The 17,441-nt window shown below is 68.5% G+C and carries 16 protein-coding genes; 9 read left to right on the forward strand and 7 right to left on the reverse strand.

What is annotated here, in order from left to right:
• Positions 1 to 31: 31 nt before the first annotated feature.
• The gene (locus ACWDR4_RS16160) at positions 32 to 901 is read left to right on the forward strand and encodes a BRO-N domain-containing protein (RefSeq protein ID WP_450408947.1); all 870 of its coding nucleotides are present in this window, start codon (positions 32 to 34) and stop codon (positions 899 to 901) included.
• A gap of 90 nt (positions 902 to 991) precedes the next feature.
• On the opposite strand, the gene ACWDR4_RS16165 is transcribed toward ACWDR4_RS16160, so the two are convergent.
• The 3 genes from ACWDR4_RS16165 to ACWDR4_RS16175 form a co-directional block, all read right to left on the reverse strand.
• Positions 992 to 1,963 (reverse strand): pirin family protein, encoded by a 972-nt coding sequence (locus tag ACWDR4_RS16165; RefSeq protein ID WP_450408949.1) that lies wholly within the window; start codon positions 1,961 to 1,963, stop codon positions 992 to 994.
• 158 nt (positions 1,964 to 2,121) lie between these two features.
• The gene (locus tag ACWDR4_RS16170; protein ID WP_450408951.1) at positions 2,122 to 4,320 is read right to left on the reverse strand and encodes an Ig-like domain repeat protein; all 2,199 of its coding nucleotides are present in this window, start codon (positions 4,318 to 4,320) and stop codon (positions 2,122 to 2,124) included.
• Between the two features lie 222 nt (positions 4,321 to 4,542).
• Positions 4,543 to 5,007, reverse strand: a complete 465-nt coding sequence (locus ACWDR4_RS16175; protein ID WP_235476750.1) for an SseB family protein — start codon at positions 5,005 to 5,007, stop codon at positions 4,543 to 4,545.
• 232 nt (positions 5,008 to 5,239) lie between these two features.
• On the opposite strand from ACWDR4_RS16175, the gene ACWDR4_RS16180 reads away from it, so the two are divergent.
• From ACWDR4_RS16180 to ACWDR4_RS16195, 4 genes are all read left to right on the forward strand, one after another.
• Complete coding sequence (locus ACWDR4_RS16180) at positions 5,240 to 6,121, forward strand: intradiol ring-cleavage dioxygenase (RefSeq protein WP_450408952.1); 882 nt, start codon at positions 5,240 to 5,242, stop codon at positions 6,119 to 6,121.
• A gap of 175 nt (positions 6,122 to 6,296) precedes the next feature.
• Positions 6,297 to 8,123 carry an acyl-CoA dehydrogenase gene (locus ACWDR4_RS16185; RefSeq protein ID WP_450408954.1) on the forward strand — a complete coding sequence of 609 codons (1,827 nt, stop codon included), beginning with the start codon at positions 6,297 to 6,299 and terminating at the stop codon, positions 8,121 to 8,123.
• A gap of 225 nt (positions 8,124 to 8,348) precedes the next feature.
• Entirely contained in the window at positions 8,349 to 9,671 is a 1,323-nt protein-coding gene (locus ACWDR4_RS16190) for a M18 family aminopeptidase (RefSeq protein WP_450408955.1), read from the forward strand.
• Positions 9,672 to 9,808: 137 nt separating this feature from the next.
• Positions 9,809 to 10,027 carry a DUF6458 family protein gene (locus ACWDR4_RS16195; protein WP_450408957.1) on the forward strand — a complete coding sequence of 73 codons (219 nt, stop codon included), beginning with the start codon at positions 9,809 to 9,811 and terminating at the stop codon, positions 10,025 to 10,027.
• A 4-nt stretch (positions 10,028 to 10,031) separates the two neighbouring features.
• On the opposite strand, the gene ACWDR4_RS16200 is transcribed toward ACWDR4_RS16195, so the two are convergent.
• Entirely contained in the window at positions 10,032 to 10,424 is a 393-nt protein-coding gene (locus ACWDR4_RS16200) for a cupin domain-containing protein (RefSeq protein ID WP_450408959.1), read from the reverse strand.
• 51 nt (positions 10,425 to 10,475) lie between these two features.
• On the opposite strand from ACWDR4_RS16200, the gene ACWDR4_RS16205 reads away from it, so the two are divergent.
• Positions 10,476 to 11,492 (forward strand): helix-turn-helix domain-containing protein, encoded by a 1,017-nt coding sequence (locus tag ACWDR4_RS16205; RefSeq protein WP_450408961.1) that lies wholly within the window; start codon positions 10,476 to 10,478, stop codon positions 11,490 to 11,492.
• On the forward strand, positions 11,489 to 11,983 hold the full coding sequence (locus ACWDR4_RS16210; protein WP_450408963.1) for an LURP-one-related/scramblase family protein: 495 nt from the start codon (positions 11,489 to 11,491) through the stop codon (positions 11,981 to 11,983). The genes ACWDR4_RS16205 and ACWDR4_RS16210 overlap by 4 nt, the downstream gene beginning before the upstream one ends.
• A 111-nt stretch (positions 11,984 to 12,094) precedes the next feature.
• Here ACWDR4_RS16210 and ACWDR4_RS16215 read toward each other — a convergent pair whose 3' ends face one another.
• The gene (locus ACWDR4_RS16215; protein ID WP_450408964.1) at positions 12,095 to 12,892 is read right to left on the reverse strand and encodes a carbon-nitrogen family hydrolase; all 798 of its coding nucleotides are present in this window, start codon (positions 12,890 to 12,892) and stop codon (positions 12,095 to 12,097) included.
• A 236-nt stretch (positions 12,893 to 13,128) separates the two neighbouring features.
• On the opposite strand from ACWDR4_RS16215, the gene ACWDR4_RS16220 reads away from it, so the two are divergent.
• On the forward strand, positions 13,129 to 13,953 hold the full coding sequence (locus ACWDR4_RS16220) for a maleylpyruvate isomerase family mycothiol-dependent enzyme (protein WP_450408966.1): 825 nt from the start codon (positions 13,129 to 13,131) through the stop codon (positions 13,951 to 13,953).
• Between the two features lie 200 nt (positions 13,954 to 14,153).
• Here the strand turns inward: ACWDR4_RS16220 and ACWDR4_RS16225 are convergent, their stop codons facing one another.
• Positions 14,154 to 15,524 carry an MFS transporter gene (locus tag ACWDR4_RS16225; RefSeq protein ID WP_450408968.1) on the reverse strand — a complete coding sequence of 457 codons (1,371 nt, stop codon included), beginning with the start codon at positions 15,522 to 15,524 and terminating at the stop codon, positions 14,154 to 14,156.
• Positions 15,521 to 16,183 carry a GntR family transcriptional regulator gene (locus ACWDR4_RS16230; RefSeq protein ID WP_450408969.1) on the reverse strand — a complete coding sequence of 221 codons (663 nt, stop codon included), beginning with the start codon at positions 16,181 to 16,183 and terminating at the stop codon, positions 15,521 to 15,523. Before ACWDR4_RS16230 ends, ACWDR4_RS16225 begins: the two co-directional genes overlap by 4 nt.
• A 315-nt stretch (positions 16,184 to 16,498) precedes the next feature.
• Between ACWDR4_RS16230 and ACWDR4_RS16235 the strand changes: the two genes are divergently transcribed.
• Entirely contained in the window at positions 16,499 to 17,401 is a 903-nt protein-coding gene (locus tag ACWDR4_RS16235; protein WP_450409088.1) for a D-alanyl-D-alanine carboxypeptidase family protein, read from the forward strand.
• The last annotated feature ends 40 nt before the right edge of the window (positions 17,402 to 17,441 follow it).

Raw genomic sequence — 17,441 nt, forward strand, 5'->3', positions numbered from 1 at the left:
TGCCTACTTTCCGAGGCGGAGGTGATGCTCGATGAACGAGCAGAACAACACGCGCAAAGACGCGATCGACATCAACGACTTCGTGTACGCGGCCACGGGGGCGCGGGTACGGAGGCTGACGCTGCCGGACGGGACGCACTGGTTTCCCGCGGCGGACGTACTCAACAAGCTGGGGTACAAGAACCCTCAAAAGACTCTGGCGGACCATGTCCCCACAGAGCACCGAGAGATTCTTGAGACCCTAACTGGAGGTTATGGTCTCAGCATTCCCGCAGGTCGGGAGTGGCGACGAGACATGAACCTCATCGATCTCCAGGGCCTGATCCGCTTGGTCAACGGCTGCACCAAGCCCGGGTCCCAGCCCTTCAAGGCCTGGGTCACCGAAGTCATCGTCGCCATCCAGCGAGACGGCTCCTACTCCCTCGAACCCGCCACCCTGCAACCCACCCCGACCACAGTCACCGCCTACGCCGTCCCCCAGCAACTCGCCGACGCCCTCGTCCGGCTCGAAGAACGCGTCGACCGGCAGGACGAAACCCTGCGTCAGATCGACACCAAGCAGAACGTGATCGTCGACATGCTGAGGGACATCACCCAGACCCTCCGCCGCACCGGCAACCTCGTCCGCCCCGTCCAGGCACCGGAGCTGACACCCCAGCAGCTCCTGTCCAACTGGAAGTCCAGGAACCTCGTCGTCACCGAGGACGTCCACAAGGTCGCCGCCCACCTGGCCCCGGCGCTGCTGCACGGCGGCGCCAACTACAGCGTGGAGGAGATCTCCGTACACACCGAGCTCTCACCGGACCGCGTCCGCCACAGCCTGGAGCTGCTGTCCGAACAGGGATGCGTACGCGAGGCCGGCCGCACTCCGGACGACACTCCGTTCTACGTGCTGCCGTAGTCCAGTAGCGCCGAAGACAGACGGGCCCGAAGTCGCAAACCAAAGTTGCGGCTTCGGGCCCGCTCGTACAGTACTGAACTTTCCTACGGCCTACAGACCACCCTCGGACATTCCATGCACCGCCGGCACAGTTCCCAGCCGGCCCTTCTGGAAGTCCTCGAACGCCTGCTCAAGCTCCGCCCGTGTGTTCATCACGAACGGGCCGTAGTGGGCCATCGGCTCGCGGATCGGCTGGCCGCCCAGGAGTACGACCTCCAGGTCCGGCGTGTTCCCGTCCTGCTGTTCGTCCGCGCGGACCGTCAGGGACGAGCCCGTGCCGAAGACCGCCGTCTGGCCCTTGTGGATCGCGCGCCGGTCCGCACCTACGCTCCCGCGGCCCGCGAGGACGTACGCCAGGCCGTTGAAGTCCTCCCGCCAGGGGAGTGTGACCTCCGCGCCCGGAGCCAGCGTCGCGTGGACCAGGCTGATCGGGGTGTGGGTGATACCGGGGCCCTGGTGGCCGTCCAGCTCACCGGCGATGACGCGCAGCAGCGCGCCGCCGTCGTGGGACGTGAGGAGCTGGACCTGGCCGCCGCGGATGTCCTGATAGCGCGGGGCCATCATCTTGTCCTTGGCCGGGAGGTTCACCCACAGCTGGATGCCGTGGAACAGGCCGCCGGACACGACGAGCGACTCCGGGGGCGCCTCGATGTGGAGGAGGCCCGAGCCCGCCGTCATCCACTGGGTGTCCCCGTTGGTGATCGTGCCGCCGCCACCCTGCGAGTCCTGGTGGTCGAAGACCCCGTCGATGATGTAAGTGACGGTCTCGAAGCCCCGGTGGGGGTGCCAGGGGGTGCCCTTGGGCTCGCCCGGCGCGTACTCCACCTCGCCCATCTGGTCCATCATGATGAACGGGTCGAGGTGGCGGTAGTTGATCCCGGCGAACGCCCGGCGCACCGGGAATCCCTCGCCCTCGAAACCGCTCGGCGCGGTCGTGACGGTGAGCACGGGACGCGCCACGGCGTCGGCCGGCGCGGCCACACGGGGCAGGGTCAGCGGGTTCTCGACGGTCACTGCAGGCATGTCGGTACCTCCTTGTGCGGCCAGTTTAGTTGAGCATTGAACTTTCTGCTACCCCTAACGACGAAAGCCCGGAGGGCATTCCCTCCGGGCCTCCACAGCCGACCGGGGATCGGCCGGCCACTGACGTACTCGTTACTGGAGTGCTGGTTACTGGAGTGCTAGTTGCTGAAGTACAGGTACTTCCAGGATCCGTACGTCGTCGAGTTCACATTGTCGCCGGAGGAACCGTCGATGTACGCCGACCGCACCCGCGCCCGGATGCCCGACTCACCGGGCGCCACGAGCTGCACCGCCGACTTGCCGTTCGTGGCGATCCCGAAGTACTCGGAGTCCGTGGAGTACCACGTGCCCTCGAAGTAGACCTGGAGGTCGAAGCGCTGCTGGCGGCCCGGGTAGTAGGGCATCGAGGTCGTCAGCACCGGGTCGGTGTTCTTGTGGAACCAGTAGTACGACGTCGAGCCGATCTTCGCCGTCTTGTAGTGCCGGGACACGGCCGTGGAGATCCGCACCTTCGCGTACGCCGTGACCTTGACCGTCTTCGGCGCGAAGCGCGCGTCGCCCTTGAAGACCGCGGTGACGTTCGTGTCGCGGGTCATGTCGACGGTCACGGTGAGGTTCCCGGCCGAGTTGACCTTGCCGCTCTTGACCAGCCTCTTCGGCTTGTCGTTGCCGTGCGGGTCGACCCAGATCTCGACCGTGCGGTTCTTGTACGTCCGTCCCAGGTGCGCGGTGAACCTGACGTCGGTGCCGTAGGAGTAGAGCTTCTTGTTGTTGTTCAGGGTCAGCGTCGTCGCCGCCCGGGACACCGCGACCTTGTCGGAGGCGGACACCGGAGTGTGCGCCGCGTCACCCGCGTACGACACCTTGTAGGTGACCGTGCCGCCGACCGGCGGGGTGTTCGTGAAGGAGTACGTACCGTTCGACTTCACGGTGACCGACGGCAGCGCCCTGCCGTTCGGGGTCTCCAGGTCGGTACGGGTGACGCTCAGCTTGGCGCCGGCCGGCAGCGCGACCGTCGCCGACAGCTTGCCGGAGACCGTGAGCTTCTTGGCGCGGGTGGCCTTCGTCGGGGCGTTCACCGTCAGGGTCGGGACGTTCTTCGTCGGGTCGGTGAGCGCCTTGAGGGTGTATCCGGTGCCGGTGCCGACCAGGGCGAAGATCCGGGAGGAGTCCGGGGCCCAGGCCAGATCGCCGATGCCGTACGCGCCGTTCGTGTACGTGCGCAGCGGCCTCGTGGCGTTCGGCCGGTAGACGGCCACCTTGGTGCCGTTGGCCTGGGCGACCAGGCCGTTCGGGGCGATGTCGGCGCTCTGGCCGGCCGGATAGGCACCCGCCTTGGTGAAGGCGCCGTTCGCGTAGGCGTCCCGGTCCGTGCCGTTGGCCAGTACCTGTGCGGCTCCTGGGACGAGGTCGATGTCACCGAGGCCGTTGTTGAGCGTGTAGTCGCCCTGGTACCAGGCGGTCAGCTCGGGCGTCTGACCGGAGACGTCCACGACGCCCATCGAGTCCGAGGACAAGCCGGTCTGACCGACGGCCAGCAGACCGGGCGCCGACGGGCTCGTGTCGAGCAGCCCCGGGCCCCAGACGCCGGGGTGCGCCTGCGGGAACAGGCCCATCGACACCGGGCTGTCCGCAGCCTCGGCCCCGGCCGCGAGGGTCGTGGTGGAGGGTGCGTCGGGAGCGGGGGAGTCGGCGGAGGTCTCCGGGGAGGGCTCGGGCGAACTGGGCTCGACGCTCGGGTCGGGCAGCGGCTCCGTCGAGGGCTCGACGCTCGGCTCGGGGTCCGCGCTCGGCTCGGTGGTCGGGTCGGGTGATGTCGGCGGCTCGGACGGCGGTACGGACGGGGACTCGGACGTCGGGACGGACGTCGGGGTCGGCGACGGGTCCGGGTCCGGGGCCTCGGTCCAGTTCGGGTCGACCGAGCCCAGGTCGCCGTCCCACTGGTCGCCGTAGCTGAACCAGAGCTTGCCGCCGGTGAAGGCGAGGTAGCGCGGGCCGGTGTCGGTGGGTACCGCGTACCGGGTCCTGACGTTCAGGGTGGCCGGGTCGAGGGCCACGATCTGGTTCCGCGCGGGCAGGGACGCGTACAGCGTGCGTCCGTCGTCGGAGAGCGCCAGGTCGGCGACCGAGCCGAAGCCGCCGGCCGAGTCGACGACGGTGCCCGAGTAATTGGCCGCCAGTACCCGGCCGTTGAAGTTGTCGCCGACGAAGACCCGCTTCAGGGCCGCGTCCGCGACGATGCCGCCGGGTGACTGCACGGTGGCGACCGCCGCCGAGGCGGGACCCGTGGTGACGACGCTCAGCGCCACCGAACTGAAGAGAACCGCGAGTGCCGTCGCGGTCGAAGTGCTGCGCATGCGCACAGGAACGAACCCCCCACAAGGAACCCGGGATCACCGGGAGTCGACAGCGCCGCGCGACACCCGGACGCGACCGCGGGAAGCGGTGACGGACGGGGCGCGGCTGCCAGGAGGAACCCTATGGCATGCCTGTGACAAACGTGGAGCGGATTTAACGGCTGGCTCAACGGTGGATTCAACGGCGGACTCAGCAGCGGATCCCACACACGCCGAAGGCCGTCAGCCGTACATCCTGCGCATCGCGAACTCCACCATCTGCTCGACCGCCTTCGCGTCGAACACCATGCGGTGCTCGCCCTCCATGTCCACGACGAAGCCGTAGCCGGTGGGCAGCAGGTCGATGACCTCGGCGCCGGTGATCACGAAGTACTTGGACTCCTTGCCGGCGTAGCGGCGCAGCTCCTTCAGGGAGGTGAACATGGGGATCACCGGCTGCTGGGTGTTGTGCAGCGCCAGAAACCCGGGGTTGTCGCCGCGCGGGCAGTACACCTTCGACGTGGCGAAGACCTGCTGGAAGTCCTCGGCCGACATCGAGCCCGTCGTGAAGGCGCGCACCGCGTCCGCGAGGGACGGCGGGGACGGCTCGGGGTACAGCGGCGGCTGCTGGCCGTACCCGCCCGGCATCTGCTGCTGCGGCTGCGCGTACTGCTGCTGCGCGCCAGCGTTCTGGTCATAGCCGTACATGCGCGCAAGAGTACCGAGAGCGCGGCGAAGCCGGGGCGGCCCGGTCCCCGCTTCCGTCCGCCCCGGCCCCCTGCTTCCGCCCGCCCCGCCCGGTACGTCCCATGGGAAGTCCACAGGTTCGACCCTGGTTTCCCACAGCGGGCGCTCATACCGTCGGCCTCGACAAAGAAACCACCAGGCAGCGGCAAAGGCCGGGCAATCACCGGCCGGGTACAGGTAAAGGGAGACGGCCATGAGCGGACAGGCGCACGGGCACGGACACGGGCACCACGACCACGAGGACCACGAGCACGACAGAGGTCTCTCCTACGACCTCCCCGTCCTCGCCCGCCGCCGGATGATCCGGCTGCTGGCCGGGGCCAGCCTGGTGCCGCTGGTGGGCTGCGCCGCCGACGACGACTCCACGTCCTCGGCCGCCACCGACACCTCCTCCTCCAGCTCCTCCAGCTCCTCCTCCAGCGGGACGGCGTCCTCCTCCGGCGAGTGCGCGACCATCCCGAACGAGACCGCCGGCCCCTACCCGGGCGACGGTTCGAACGGGGTGAACGTGCTCAAGGAGAGCGGAGTCGTCCGCAGCGACATCACGTCCAGCTTCGGGAACTCGGCGGGCGGCAAGGCCGAGGGCGTACCGCTCACCATCACGCTCACCGTCGTCGACGCGGCCTCGGGCTGCGACACCCCCAAGGTGGGCGCGGCCGTCTATCTGTGGCACTGCGACCGCGAGGGCAACTACTCCCTCTACTCGGAGGGCGTCACCGACGAGAACTACCTGCGGGGCGTCCAGGAGACGGACGACAAGGGCCAGGTCACCTTCACGAGCATCTTCCCGGCCTGCTACACGGGCCGCTGGCCGCACATCCACTTCGAGGTCTACGGCAACCTCGAGGACGCGACCGCGGCCACGTCGATAACGAACACCTCGCAGCTGGCGTTCCCGAAGGACGTCTGCGACACGGTGTACGCGACGGACGGCTACAGCCGGAGCGTGGAGAACCTCGGCCAGCTCTCCCTGGAGACCGACAACATCTTCAGCGACGGCTACGACCAGCAGCTGGCGACCATGGAAGGCAGTGTGGACAAGGGCTACACGGCCACCCTCACCGTCCCGGTCTAGACCATTCACCTCCCCGCGACCAGGCCTTCGCACGCGTAACGCGTCACAGATGACCGGTTGGGGTTGCGCCTTATTACCGACGGGTAGCATCATCGTAGGCAAGAAGCTACTAGTTGGTATGCGTATTAGGCGCGAGGAGTCAGTGCCTCGCCGATCTCTCTACGGAGCAGTCGCCATGGGGCACTACAAGTCGAATCTCCGCGACATCGAGTTCAACCTCTTCGAGGTCCTCGGGCGCGACAAGCTGTACGGGACGGGTCCGTTCGCGGAGATGGACACGGACACCGCCAAGAGCATCCTGGAGGAGCTGACACGCCTCGCGGAGAACGAGCTGGCGGAGTCCTTCGCGGACGCCGACCGCAACCCGCCTGTCTTCGACCCGGAGACCAACACCGCTCCGGTCCCGGCGTCCTTCAAGAAGTCGTACCAGGCCTTCATGGACTCCGAGTACTGGCGGCTCGGCATGCCTGAGGGGATCGGCGGCACCACCGCGCCGCGCTCCCTGATCTGGGCGTACTCGGAGCTGCTGCTCGGCGCGAACCCGGCGGTGTTCATGTACGCCTCGGGTCCCGCCTTCGCGAGCGTCCTCTACGACGAGGGCAACGAGGTCCAGAAGAAGATCGCCGCGATCGCCACCGAGAAGCAGTGGGGCTCGACGATGGTCCTGACCGAGCCGGACGCCGGGTCGGACGTGGGCGCGGGCCGCACGAAGGCGGTCCAGCAGGCGGACGGCTCCTGGCACATCGAGGGCGTCAAGCGCTTCATCACGTCCGGTGAGCACGACATGTCGGAGAACATCCTCCACTACGTCCTCGCCCGCCCCGAGGGCCACGGCCCCGGCACCAAGGGCCTCTCCCTCTTCCTGGTCCCGAAGTACGAGTTCGACTTCGAGACCGGCGAGCTGGGCGAGCGCAACGGCGTGTACGCGACGAACGTCGAGCACAAGATGGGCCTCAAGGCGTCCAACACCTGCGAGATGACGTTCGGCGACCGGCACCCCGCCAAGGGCTGGCTGATCGGCGACAAGCACGAGGGCATCCGCCAGATGTTCCGGATCATCGAGTTCGCCCGGATGATGGTCGGCACGAAGGCGATCTCGACGCTGTCGACGGGCTACCTGAACGCGCTGGAGTACGCCAAGGAGCGCGTCCAGGGCTCCGACCTCGCGGCCTTCGGTGACAAGGCCGCGCCCAAGGTCACCATCACCCACCACCCCGACGTGCGCCTCTCACTGATCACGCAGAAGGCGTACGCCGAGGGCATGCGCGCGCTGGTCCTCTACACGGCCTCCGTCCAGGACGACATCCAGGTCAAGGAGGCCGCCGGCGAGGACACCGCCGCGCTGGAGGCCCTGAACGACCTGCTCCTGCCGATCGTGAAGGGCTACGGCTCCGAGAAGGGCTACGAGCAGCTCGCCCAGTCGCTGCAGACCTTCGGCGGCTCCGGGTTCCTCCAGGAGTACCCGATCGAGCAGTACATCCGCGACGCCAAGATCGACACCCTGTACGAGGGCACGACCGCCATCCAGGGCCAGGACTTCTTCTTCCGGAAGATCGTCCGCAACCAGGGCGCGGCCCTCAACTCGCTCGCCGAGGACATCAAGAAGTTCCTCGCGCCGGGCACGGGCGGCGAGGAGCTGGCGGCGGCGCGCGAGCAGCTCGCGAAGGCGGCCGTCGAGCTGGAGGCCATCGTCGGCCTGATGCTGACGGACCTCGCGGCGACCGAGCAGGACGTCAGGAACATCTACAAGGTGGGCCTCAACACCACCCGCCTGCTGATGGCCTCGGGCGACGTCGTCGTCGGCTACCTGCTCCTCAAGGGCGCCGCCGTGGCCGCCGAGAAGCTCCAGACGGCGTCCGCGAAGGACGTCCCCTTCTACACCGGCAAGATCGTGGCGGCGAAGTTCTTCGCGGCCAACGTCCTCCCGGGCGTCACCGGCGCCCGCAGGCTCGCGGCCGGCGTCGACCTCGACGTGATGGAACTGGACGAGGCGGCCTTCTAGCCACACCCTTCTCGTACGTACGTACAGCAGGCCAAGTACGGCGGCCCGCACCCGGGTTCACCCCGGGGCGGGCCGCCGTACTGCTGAACCCGGACACACCCGCACGGTCCGCCCGGTGTCCGAAAACCGAATGTCCAGCCAGTTGTCCGGACTTCACAGCCCCGTTACGAGAGCCCGCTCACCATCCCAGGGAGCGGGCCCTATTACGTCGTTAAGGTGAACCCCATGAGCGCACCCCACCGCTTCGACCGCGGCCACACCGACGACCTCATGTCCTTCCTGGCGGCGAGTCCGTCGCCGTACCACGCCGTGGCGAACACCGCCGAGCGGCTGGAGAAGGCCGGCTTCCGCCAGGTCGCGGAGACGGACGCCTGGGACGCGGAGACATCGGCGGCCTCCGCCTCGGGCAGCGGCGGCAAGTACGTGGTGCGCGGCGGCGCGATCGTGGCCTGGTACGTCCCCGAGGGCGCCGCGCCGCACACTCCCTTCCGGATCGTCGGCGCCCACACCGACTCCCCGAACCTGCGGGTCAAGCCGGTGCCCGACCTCGGGGGACACGGCTGGCGCCAGGTCGCCGTGGAGATCTACGGCGGACCGCTGCTCAACTCCTGGCTCGACCGCGACCTCGGCCTGGCCGGCCGCCTCTCCCTCCGGGACGGCAGCACGCGCCTGGTGAACATCGACCGGCCCCTGCTGCGAGTCCCCCAGCTCGCCATCCACCTCGACCGCGCCGTGAACACGGACGGCCTGAAGCTCGACAAGCAGCGCCACCTGCAACCGATCTGGGGCATGTCGGACGACGTCCGCGAGGGCGACCTGATCGCCTTCCTCGAAGAGGAGTCCGGGCTCGCACCGGGCGAGGTCACCGGCTGGGACCTGATGGTCCACTCCGTGGAACCGCCCGCGTACCTGGGCCGCGACCGGGAGCTGGTCGCGGGCCCGCGCATGGACAACCTACTGTCCGTGCACGCCGCCACGGCGGCACTCGCGGCCATGGCGACGAACCCCCGCGAGCTGCCGTGCATCCCGGTCCTCGCGGCCTTCGACCACGAGGAGAACGGCTCGCAGAGCGACACAGGCGCCGACGGCCCGCTGCTCGGCAGCGTCCTGGAGCGTTCGGTGTTCGCGCGGGGCGGGTCGTACGAGGACCGGGCGCGGGCGTTCGCCGGCACCGTCTGTCTCTCCTCCGACACGGGCCACGCCGTCCACCCCAACTACGCGGAGCGGCACGACCCGACGCACCACCCGCGCGTCAACGGCGGCCCCATCCTCAAGGTCAACGTCAACAACCGCTACGCCACGGACGGTTCGGGCCGCGCGGTCTGGGTCGCCGCCTGTGACAAGGCCGGCGTCCCGTTCCAGAACTTCGTCTCCAACAACTCCATGCCCTGCGGCACGACGATCGGCCCGATCACCGCGGCCCGGCACGGCATCAAGACCGTCGACATAGGGGTGGCGATCCTGTCGATGCACAGCGCACGGGAGTTGTGCGGCGCCGACGACCCGCATCTGCTCGCCAACGCGCTGGTGGCGTTCCTGGAAGGGTAATTGAGGGCAATTGGCGAAGGGGCGTCGCGAAGGGGCCTCGTACGGCCGCGCATACCTGTCCCGGGTCCGGGCACCCGGAACCGACCGGAACAACCGGATCCTCCGGAACGACCGGACCGGACAGGGAGGCAACACTCATGAGCCTCGGCGGCTGCATCATCCTCATCGCCGTGGGAGCCATCCTCACCTTCGCGACCGACTGGGAGATGGAAGGGGTCAACCTCGACCTGGTCGGAGTCATCCTGATGATCGTCGGAGTGATCGGCGCCCTGGCGTTCCGCAGCGTCGCCCGGCGCAGGCGGGTCCTGATACCGCCCTCGACGACCGTGATCGACGATGACCGGTACCACGGCTGAGCTCTCAGGACAGTGCGTGGCCCGTCGTGACGTCCACATGACCGGGTACGTCGCCATGGCGGTCGCCGACGGTCAGGGTGCCGGACGGTTCGAGGACGAGGATCTCGGTACGGACCGGGGCGTACGGCTTGTGCTCCGTGCCGCGCGGCACCGTGAAGGCCGAGCCCTTCGGGAGGACGACCGTGCGCTCACCGGCCGACTCCCGGAGGGCGATGTGCAGTTCACCGTCCAGAACGAGAAAGAACTCGTCGGTCCCCTCGTGCACATGCCAGACATGCTCGCCCTCGACCTTGGCAACGCGTACGTCGTAGTCGTTGACCGTGGTGAGGATGCGGGGGCTCCACAGGGCGGAGAAGGAGCCGAGGGCGGCGGGAACGGAGACGGGCTGGGATGTCATGGGCCCATCGTGCGGGTGTACCCGCCCTCGCACGAGTGCTAGAAATCGCACATGCCGCAAGAATCCTCTCACCCCGGCGGGAAGCGGCCGGGACCGCACCGCGTCGCCGTGATCGTCGACGAGGGCACGAACCCGTTCGAGGTCGGTGTCGCGACCGAACTGTTCGGCCTGCCCCGCCCCGAACTCGGCCTGCCGGGCCCGCTGTACGAGGTGACGGTGTGCGCACCGACCCCCGAAGTGCGCCTGAACCACGGCTTCTTCACCCTCACCGGGGTAGCCGGCCTGGAGGCGGCGGACGAGGCAGACACCCTCGTCGTACCGGGCCGCCCGGACAACGTCGTACCGCGCGGTGAGGCCGTACTCGACGCCGTACGACGCACCCACGCGCGCGGGGCACGCGTCATGAGCCTGTGCACGGGAAGCTTCGCGCTCGCGGAGGCGGGCCTGCTGGACGGCCGCCGGGCGACAACCCACTGGCTGTGGGCGGACACCTTCAGACAACTGCACCCAAGGGTCCTCCTGGAACCGGACGTCCTGTTCACGGACGACGGCGACATCCTCACGGCCGCAGGCAGCGCCGCCGCCCTGGACCTCGGGCTGCACATCTGGCGTACGGACCATGGTGCCGAGATCGCCAACGCGGTCTCCCGGCGCCTGGTGTTCGCCGCCCACCGGGACGGCGGGCAACGCCAGTTCGTGGAACGCCCGGTGCCGGCGACACCGGACGAATCCCTCGGCCCCCTGCTGGCCTGGGCCCAGGAACGCCTGGCCGACCCCCTGACGGTGGCCGGCCTGGCGTCCAGGGCGGCGGTCTCACCGGCCACCCTCCACCGCCGCTTCCGCTCCCAACTCGGCACGACACCCCTGACCTGGCTGACGGGAGAACGGGTCACCCTCGCCCGCCGCCTGATCGAACGCGGCGAGGAACGCCTCGACGTGGTGGCGGCCCGCAGCGGCCTGGGCACGGCGGCGAACCTGCGCGCCCGGCTCCGCCGTGAGACCGGACTCAGTCCATCGGCGTACCGGCGGCGTTTTGGACGCGGAGGCGGGGAACCGGTGAGTACATGAGATTCCTCGTACGCGACCGGCTGCTCGGCATCGGCGACGACTACTGGATCGAGGACCAGCACGGCACCAAGGTCTATCTGGTCGACGGCAAGGCCATGCGGCTGCGGGACACCTTCGAGCTGAAGGACACGCAGGGCAGGGTCCTGATCGACATCCACCAGAAGATGTTCGCCCTGCGGGACACGATGGTGATCGAACGCGACGGCGACACCCTGGCAACCATCAAACGCAAACGCCTGTCCCTGCTCCGCAACCACTACCGGGTGTCGCTGGTGGACGGCACGGAACTGGACGTCAGCGGAAAGATCCTGGACCGGGAGTTCGCGGTCGACTACGACGGCGAACTACTCGCCCAGATCTCCCGCCGCTGGCTGCACATCCGGGAGACCTACGGAGTGGACGTCGTACGTGACGACGCGGACCCGGCCCTGCTGATCGCGGTGGCGGTATGCGTGATCCACCTGGCGGAGAAGGAACGGGGGGACGATTGATCTTTTTAGCCCGTCCGGCGTTTGAGGACGAGGCCGTCCAGGCCGAAGGGGGGTCTGGGGGCGCAGCCCCCAGGGGATGGGAACGGGTAAGGGCGGCGGGGGCGAGAAAACTCAGGGCCGCCCCGGAACCCCCAACCCCAGCACCCGATCCTTCAGCGCCGGAAACACCTCCCGCGTCTCCCCCACCTTCGCCGGATCGAACTCGACCCGCAGAACCTCCTCGCCCGCCCCCGCCTCCGCGAGCACCTCACCCCACGGATCAACCACGATCGAGTGACCGGCCTGCGGAACTCCCGCATGCTCCCCGGCCGTTCCACACGCAAGAACGAACGCCTGGTTCTCGACCGCCCGCGCCTGAGCCAGCAACGTCCAGTGGGACCGCCGCCGCTCCGGCCACCCCGCCGAGATCACGATCGTCTCGGCACCAGCATCGACAAGCCCACGGAACAACTCAGGGAAACGGAGGTCGTAACACGTGGCGACACCAACCGTCGTCCCGGGCAGCCGGACGGTCACCAGCTCCGCACCCGCCCCCATCAGCACGGCCTCACCCTTGTCGAAGCCGAACCGATGGATCTTGCGATAGACGGCAGCCAGCTCACCGTCCGGAGAAAAGACGAGGGAGGTGTTGTACAGAGGCCCCTCAGGGTCCCGCTCCGGAATCGACCCGGCGTGCAGCCACACGCCCGCGTCACTCGCGGCCTTGGCCATCGCCTCGTACGTCGGCCCGTCCAGCGGCTCGGCCTCGGCGGCGAACAGCTCGTACGCGAAAGCCCCCGTCGTCCACAGCTCGGGCAGTACGACGAGATCGGCACCGGCCTCGTCCCGTACCAGCGACGCCACACGCCGCCGACGCGATTCGACCGATTCGCCCTCTTCTACACCGATCTGGATGAGCGAGGCGCGCACACTACCACCGTCCTGACATTCGAGCCGTTCACACGGGCCTACGATCGTCACACGAAAGCACTGCCGGGGTGCCTCACAGCAGCGTAACTTAACGTTCCAAGACACCCGCTGACAGCAATCCCGCTCTCCCGTCCGCGCCTTCGCACCCACCGACAACGCCGTCGACATCCGCCGTCACCCGACGTCATCCGCCGTCATCACTGCCCGCGCACCGACCGCCCGAGGGGTCCCGTTCCGTGAGTCTGCATCCCACTCTCCAGCCCTACGCCGACGCCTGGACCCACTCCATCGAAGCGATATCCGAGCTGGTGACGCCGCTCGCGGAGGGTGAGTGGAACCGCCGGACCCCATGCCCGGGCTGGTCGGTCCGTGACGTGGTCTCACATGTCATCGGCATGGAGTGCGAGATGCTCGGCGACCCGCGCCCCATCCACACGCTCCCGCGCGACCTCTACCACGTCACCAACGAGCAGCAGCGCTACACGGAGATGCAGGTCGACGTACGGCGGCACCACACGGCCCCCGAGATGACGTCGGAGCTGGAGTACACGGTCATTCGCCGCAACCGGCAGCTGCGCAACGAGTCACGGGAACCGGGGGCGAAGATCCGCGGCCTGCACGGCCAGGAGACCGCCCTCGTGGACGCGATGCGCAACCGGGCGTTCGACGTGTGGGTGCACGAACAGGATCTGCGTACGGCACTCGGCCGACCCGGCAACATCGACTCCCCCGGCGCGCACGTCGCGCGGGACATGCTGCTCGGCGCGCTGCCGAAGGTCGTCGCCAAGGACGCGGGGGCGCCGCGCAGTTCGGCGATCGTCTTCGACGTGCACGGTCCCATCGAGTTCCTGCGCACGATCCGCGTCGACATCAACGGCCGCGGCACCCTGGAAACGTCCCCGGCCCTCGGCCCCGCCGCCACCTTCGCCCTCGACTGGGAGACCTACTTCCGCCTGGCCTGCGGCCGGGTGACCCCGGAGTCGGTAGCCGACCGCATCAAGGCAGAGGGCGACCCAAGCCTGACGGCGGCAATCCTGCGCCACTTCGCGGTGACGCCGTAAGTTTGTCGGGGTGACGGCCACTCATCGAGCGCGGCGGTCACTCGACAAGCGTGGCGGCCACTCATCGAGCGTGACGGCCACTTCTCAGCGCCGGCCAGCATCTTCAGCCCGTCCGGCGATTGAGGACGAGGCCGTTCAGGCCGACAGCGGGGGCCTGGGGGCGGCAGCCCCCAGAGACGCCCACACAAGGCACCGCCCACCTACACAGGAACGTGCACTGTAGAAACCCTGCTGGCAACCAACCGCTCCGACTCCCGCAGAGCGGCCCGCTTCCGCAACCGCAGAATCTGGCTGACGCCAACCCCCTGCAACAGGAACACGAACGAGAACGCGACGGCGTAGTCGTCCCCGGTCGCGTCGAGCAGCACGCCGACCGCGAACAGCGTCGTCATCGAGGCGATGAACCCACCCATGTTGGTGATCCCGGACGCCGTCCCCTGACGCTCGGGCGGATTCGCGGGCCGGGCGAAGTCGAACCCGAGCATGGACGCGGGCCCACAAGCCCCGAGCACCGTGCACAGCACCACCAGCAGCCACATCGGGACGTGCTCGGCGCCGGACACCGCCGGGTAGGCGAGCGTCACCGCCCACGTCACCGCCGTCACACCGACCGTGCCCAGCGCGAGCGGCAGCCGCGCCGTGTGGTGCCGGGCGACGATCTGGCCGTACACCAGGCCGATCACCATGTTGGAGAGCACGACCAGCGTCAGCAGCTCACCCGCCGTCGCCCGTGTCAGCCCCTGCGCCTCGACGAGGAACGGCAGGCCCCACAGCAGCAGGAACACCATCGCCGGGAACTGGGTGGTGAAGTGCACCCACAGCCCGAGCCGGGTCCCGGGCTCACGCCACGAGGCGGCGATCTGCCGGCGCACGTACGCGGCCCCCTGATGCGGGAACGGCTCCGGCTCGTGCCCCTCCGGATGGTCCTTGAGGAACACCAGCATCAGCACCAGTACGACCACGCCGGCGAACGCGCTCCCCGCGAAGGCCGCCGTCCAACCGATGCCGTGCAGCAGCCGGGCGATGACGAGCGTCGAGACGAGGTTGCCCGCCATCCCGGCCAGCCCCGCCAGCTGCGCGACGAGCGGCCCGCGCCGCGCCGGGAACCACCGGGATCCGAGCCGCAGCACGCTGATGAACGTCATCGCGTCACCGCACCCGAGCAGCGCACGCGACGCGAGAGCCGTGCCGTACGAGGGCGAGAAGGCGAACCCGAGCTGACCGGCCGTGAACAGCACCGCCCCGATGGCCAGCACCTTCTTCGTGCCGAGCCGGTCGACGAGCAGGCCGACGGGTATCTGCATGCCCGCGTAGACGAGGAGCTGGAGTATCGAGAAGGTGGACAGGGCGGACGCGCCCACGTGGAAGCGGTCGGCGGCGTCGAGCCCGGCCACCCCCAGCGACGTACGGAAGATGACGGCGACGAAGTACACGGAGACGCCGACGGACCAGACGAGGACGGCACGGCGCCCACCGGGCGGATCGCCGGGCAGCACACCGGATCCCGCACCGGATCCCGCACCGGAACTGCCCTTTCCAAAGCCGCTGTTCACGTCACCCCCGCGACTCATCGGACCTCGCCCCGCGCCAGGTTGGAGAACCAGCTGACGTGCCGGTGCACGATCGCGACCGCCGCCTCCGGGTCGCCCGAGCGCAGCGCGTCGAGGATCTCCTGGTGCTCGACGAGCGTCTTGGTGATGCGGTCGGGGTGGGCGTGCATGACGGCGACGCCCATCCTCAGCTGCCGGTCGCGCAGTTGGTCGTAGAGACGGGAGAGGATCTCGTTGCCGCCGCTGCGGACGATCTCGGCGTGGAAGCAGCGGTCGGTCACGGCGGCCCCGGCCAGATCACCGACCGCGGCCTGCTCGCGCTGCTGTTCGAGCAGTTCCGTGAGCCGGGCGATCAGCCGGGGTGAGGCGGGCACCGCCTTGCGGATCGCGTGCTCCTCGACCAGCTGCCGGGTCTCGACGACGTCCGCGATCTCCTGCGCGGAGACGGGCAGGACGAGCGCGCCCTTCTTCGGGTAGAGCTTGATCAGCCCCTCGGCCTCCAGGCGCAGCAACGCCTCGCGCACCGGTGTGCGCGAGACCCCGACGGCCTCGGCCAGTTCGCCTTCGGTGAGCAGGGTCCCGCCTTCGTAACGGCGGTCCAGGACACCCTCTTTGACGTGGGTGTAGACACGGTCGGCGGCGGGAGGTTGCTTCACGTGCTGCACGGCCAGGCTGCTCATGCCGACAGCATAGATACAACACGTACCCATGAGGGGCGACCGTCCGCCATATGGACCGATCCTTCAGGCCGATCCCCGGTCGGGGCGTGACGTCGCCGCACGGGCAGCAGTTCAATCTCCGGAAGGGTCGCGGGAACCACGAACATCCGTACGGCGTCCCTCAGAAAGGGAAAATCGGGGAACCCGCCTCAGCACGCGCACAACCAACTGTGCTAGTTACGAGTCACACGGGAGCGGCGTTCCGCCGACGACTCGGCCAACTCGGCCGCTCTCCAGGGGCATTCGGACGATTCAGACGTAATCGGGGTATTGAAGTTGATAACCGGCATCCAGGGCATCCGTTTCCGCAGAGCCGCAGCCGTCGTGGTCACCACCGGCGCCGTGCTCGCGACCGGAGCGCTCACCGCGGCGCCCGCGCAGGCCGCTGTAGCCACACCCACCATCACCGCCCCAGGCGGATTCCTGATGAACAGCACCAACGGCGCGACTCTGTTCAGCAAGGCCCCCAACACGAGGCGCCTCACCGCCTCCACCACCAAGGTCATGACCGCGGCGGTCGTGCTCTCGCAGGCGAACGTGAACCTGGACACCAAGGTCACGATCAAGCAGGACGTCAGCAACTACATGGTCAAGAAGGGCTACCCCTCGTCCGCCAAGCTGATCGTCGGTGACAAGGTCACCGTCCGTCAGTTGCTGTACGGGATGATGCTGCCGTCCGGCTGCGACGCCGCGATGGCCCTCGCCGACAAGTTCGGTACCGGCTCGACGGTGGCCGCGCGCACGAAGTCGTTCATCGCGAAGATGAACGCGAAGGCCACGAGTCTCGGCATGAGGAACACGCACTTCGACTCGTTCGACGGTCTGAGCAACGGCAACAACTACTCGACGCCGAAGGACCTCACGCTGCTCGCCCGCAGCGCGATGAAGAGCGGCGCCTTCAAGGTCGTCGTGAAGACCAAGTCGTACACGGCGAAGACGATCACGAAGACCGGCGGCACCCGCAACACGACCTGGACGAACACCAACACCCTGCTCGGCTGGAACGGCACGCTCGGCATCAAGACCGGCTCAGGCACCGAGGCCAAGTACTGTCTCATTTTCGCCGCCACGAAGAACGGCGAGTCGGTGATGGGCGCCGTCCTGACCGCCTCCAACGCGGCCAACCGCACAGCGGACGTCAAGAAGCTCATCAACTACGGCTACGCCAAGATCAGCTGACGCCCACGCCAGACGGAAATGGGGGCGGCCACTCGAAGTG

This window comes from Streptomyces sp. NPDC000878 (assembly GCF_053599695.1).

Excerpts from the sequence above, each read along its gene's own strand:
- ACWDR4_RS16160 (WP_450408947.1), top strand. The coding sequence starts at position 32 with ATGAACGAGCAGAACAACACGCGCAAAGACGCGATCGACATCAACGAC.
- ACWDR4_RS16165 (WP_450408949.1), bottom strand. The coding sequence starts at position 1,963 with ATGCCTGCAGTGACCGTCGAGAACCCGCTGACCCTGCCCCGTGTGGCC.
- ACWDR4_RS16170 (WP_450408951.1), bottom strand. The coding sequence starts at position 4,320 with ATGCGCAGCACTTCGACCGCGACGGCACTCGCGGTTCTCTTCAGTTCG.
- ACWDR4_RS16175 (WP_235476750.1), bottom strand. The coding sequence starts at position 5,007 with ATGTACGGCTATGACCAGAACGCTGGCGCGCAGCAGCAGTACGCGCAG.
- ACWDR4_RS16180 (WP_450408952.1), top strand. The coding sequence starts at position 5,240 with ATGAGCGGACAGGCGCACGGGCACGGACACGGGCACCACGACCACGAG.
- ACWDR4_RS16185 (WP_450408954.1), top strand. The coding sequence starts at position 6,297 with ATGGGGCACTACAAGTCGAATCTCCGCGACATCGAGTTCAACCTCTTC.
- ACWDR4_RS16190 (WP_450408955.1), top strand. The coding sequence starts at position 8,349 with ATGAGCGCACCCCACCGCTTCGACCGCGGCCACACCGACGACCTCATG.
- ACWDR4_RS16195 (WP_450408957.1), top strand. The coding sequence starts at position 9,809 with ATGAGCCTCGGCGGCTGCATCATCCTCATCGCCGTGGGAGCCATCCTC.
- ACWDR4_RS16200 (WP_450408959.1), bottom strand. The coding sequence starts at position 10,424 with ATGACATCCCAGCCCGTCTCCGTTCCCGCCGCCCTCGGCTCCTTCTCC.
- ACWDR4_RS16205 (WP_450408961.1), top strand. The coding sequence starts at position 10,476 with ATGCCGCAAGAATCCTCTCACCCCGGCGGGAAGCGGCCGGGACCGCAC.
- ACWDR4_RS16210 (WP_450408963.1), top strand. The coding sequence starts at position 11,489 with ATGAGATTCCTCGTACGCGACCGGCTGCTCGGCATCGGCGACGACTAC.
- ACWDR4_RS16225 (WP_450408968.1), bottom strand. The coding sequence starts at position 15,524 with ATGAGTCGCGGGGGTGACGTGAACAGCGGCTTTGGAAAGGGCAGTTCC.
- ACWDR4_RS16230 (WP_450408969.1), bottom strand. The coding sequence starts at position 16,183 with ATGAGCAGCCTGGCCGTGCAGCACGTGAAGCAACCTCCCGCCGCCGAC.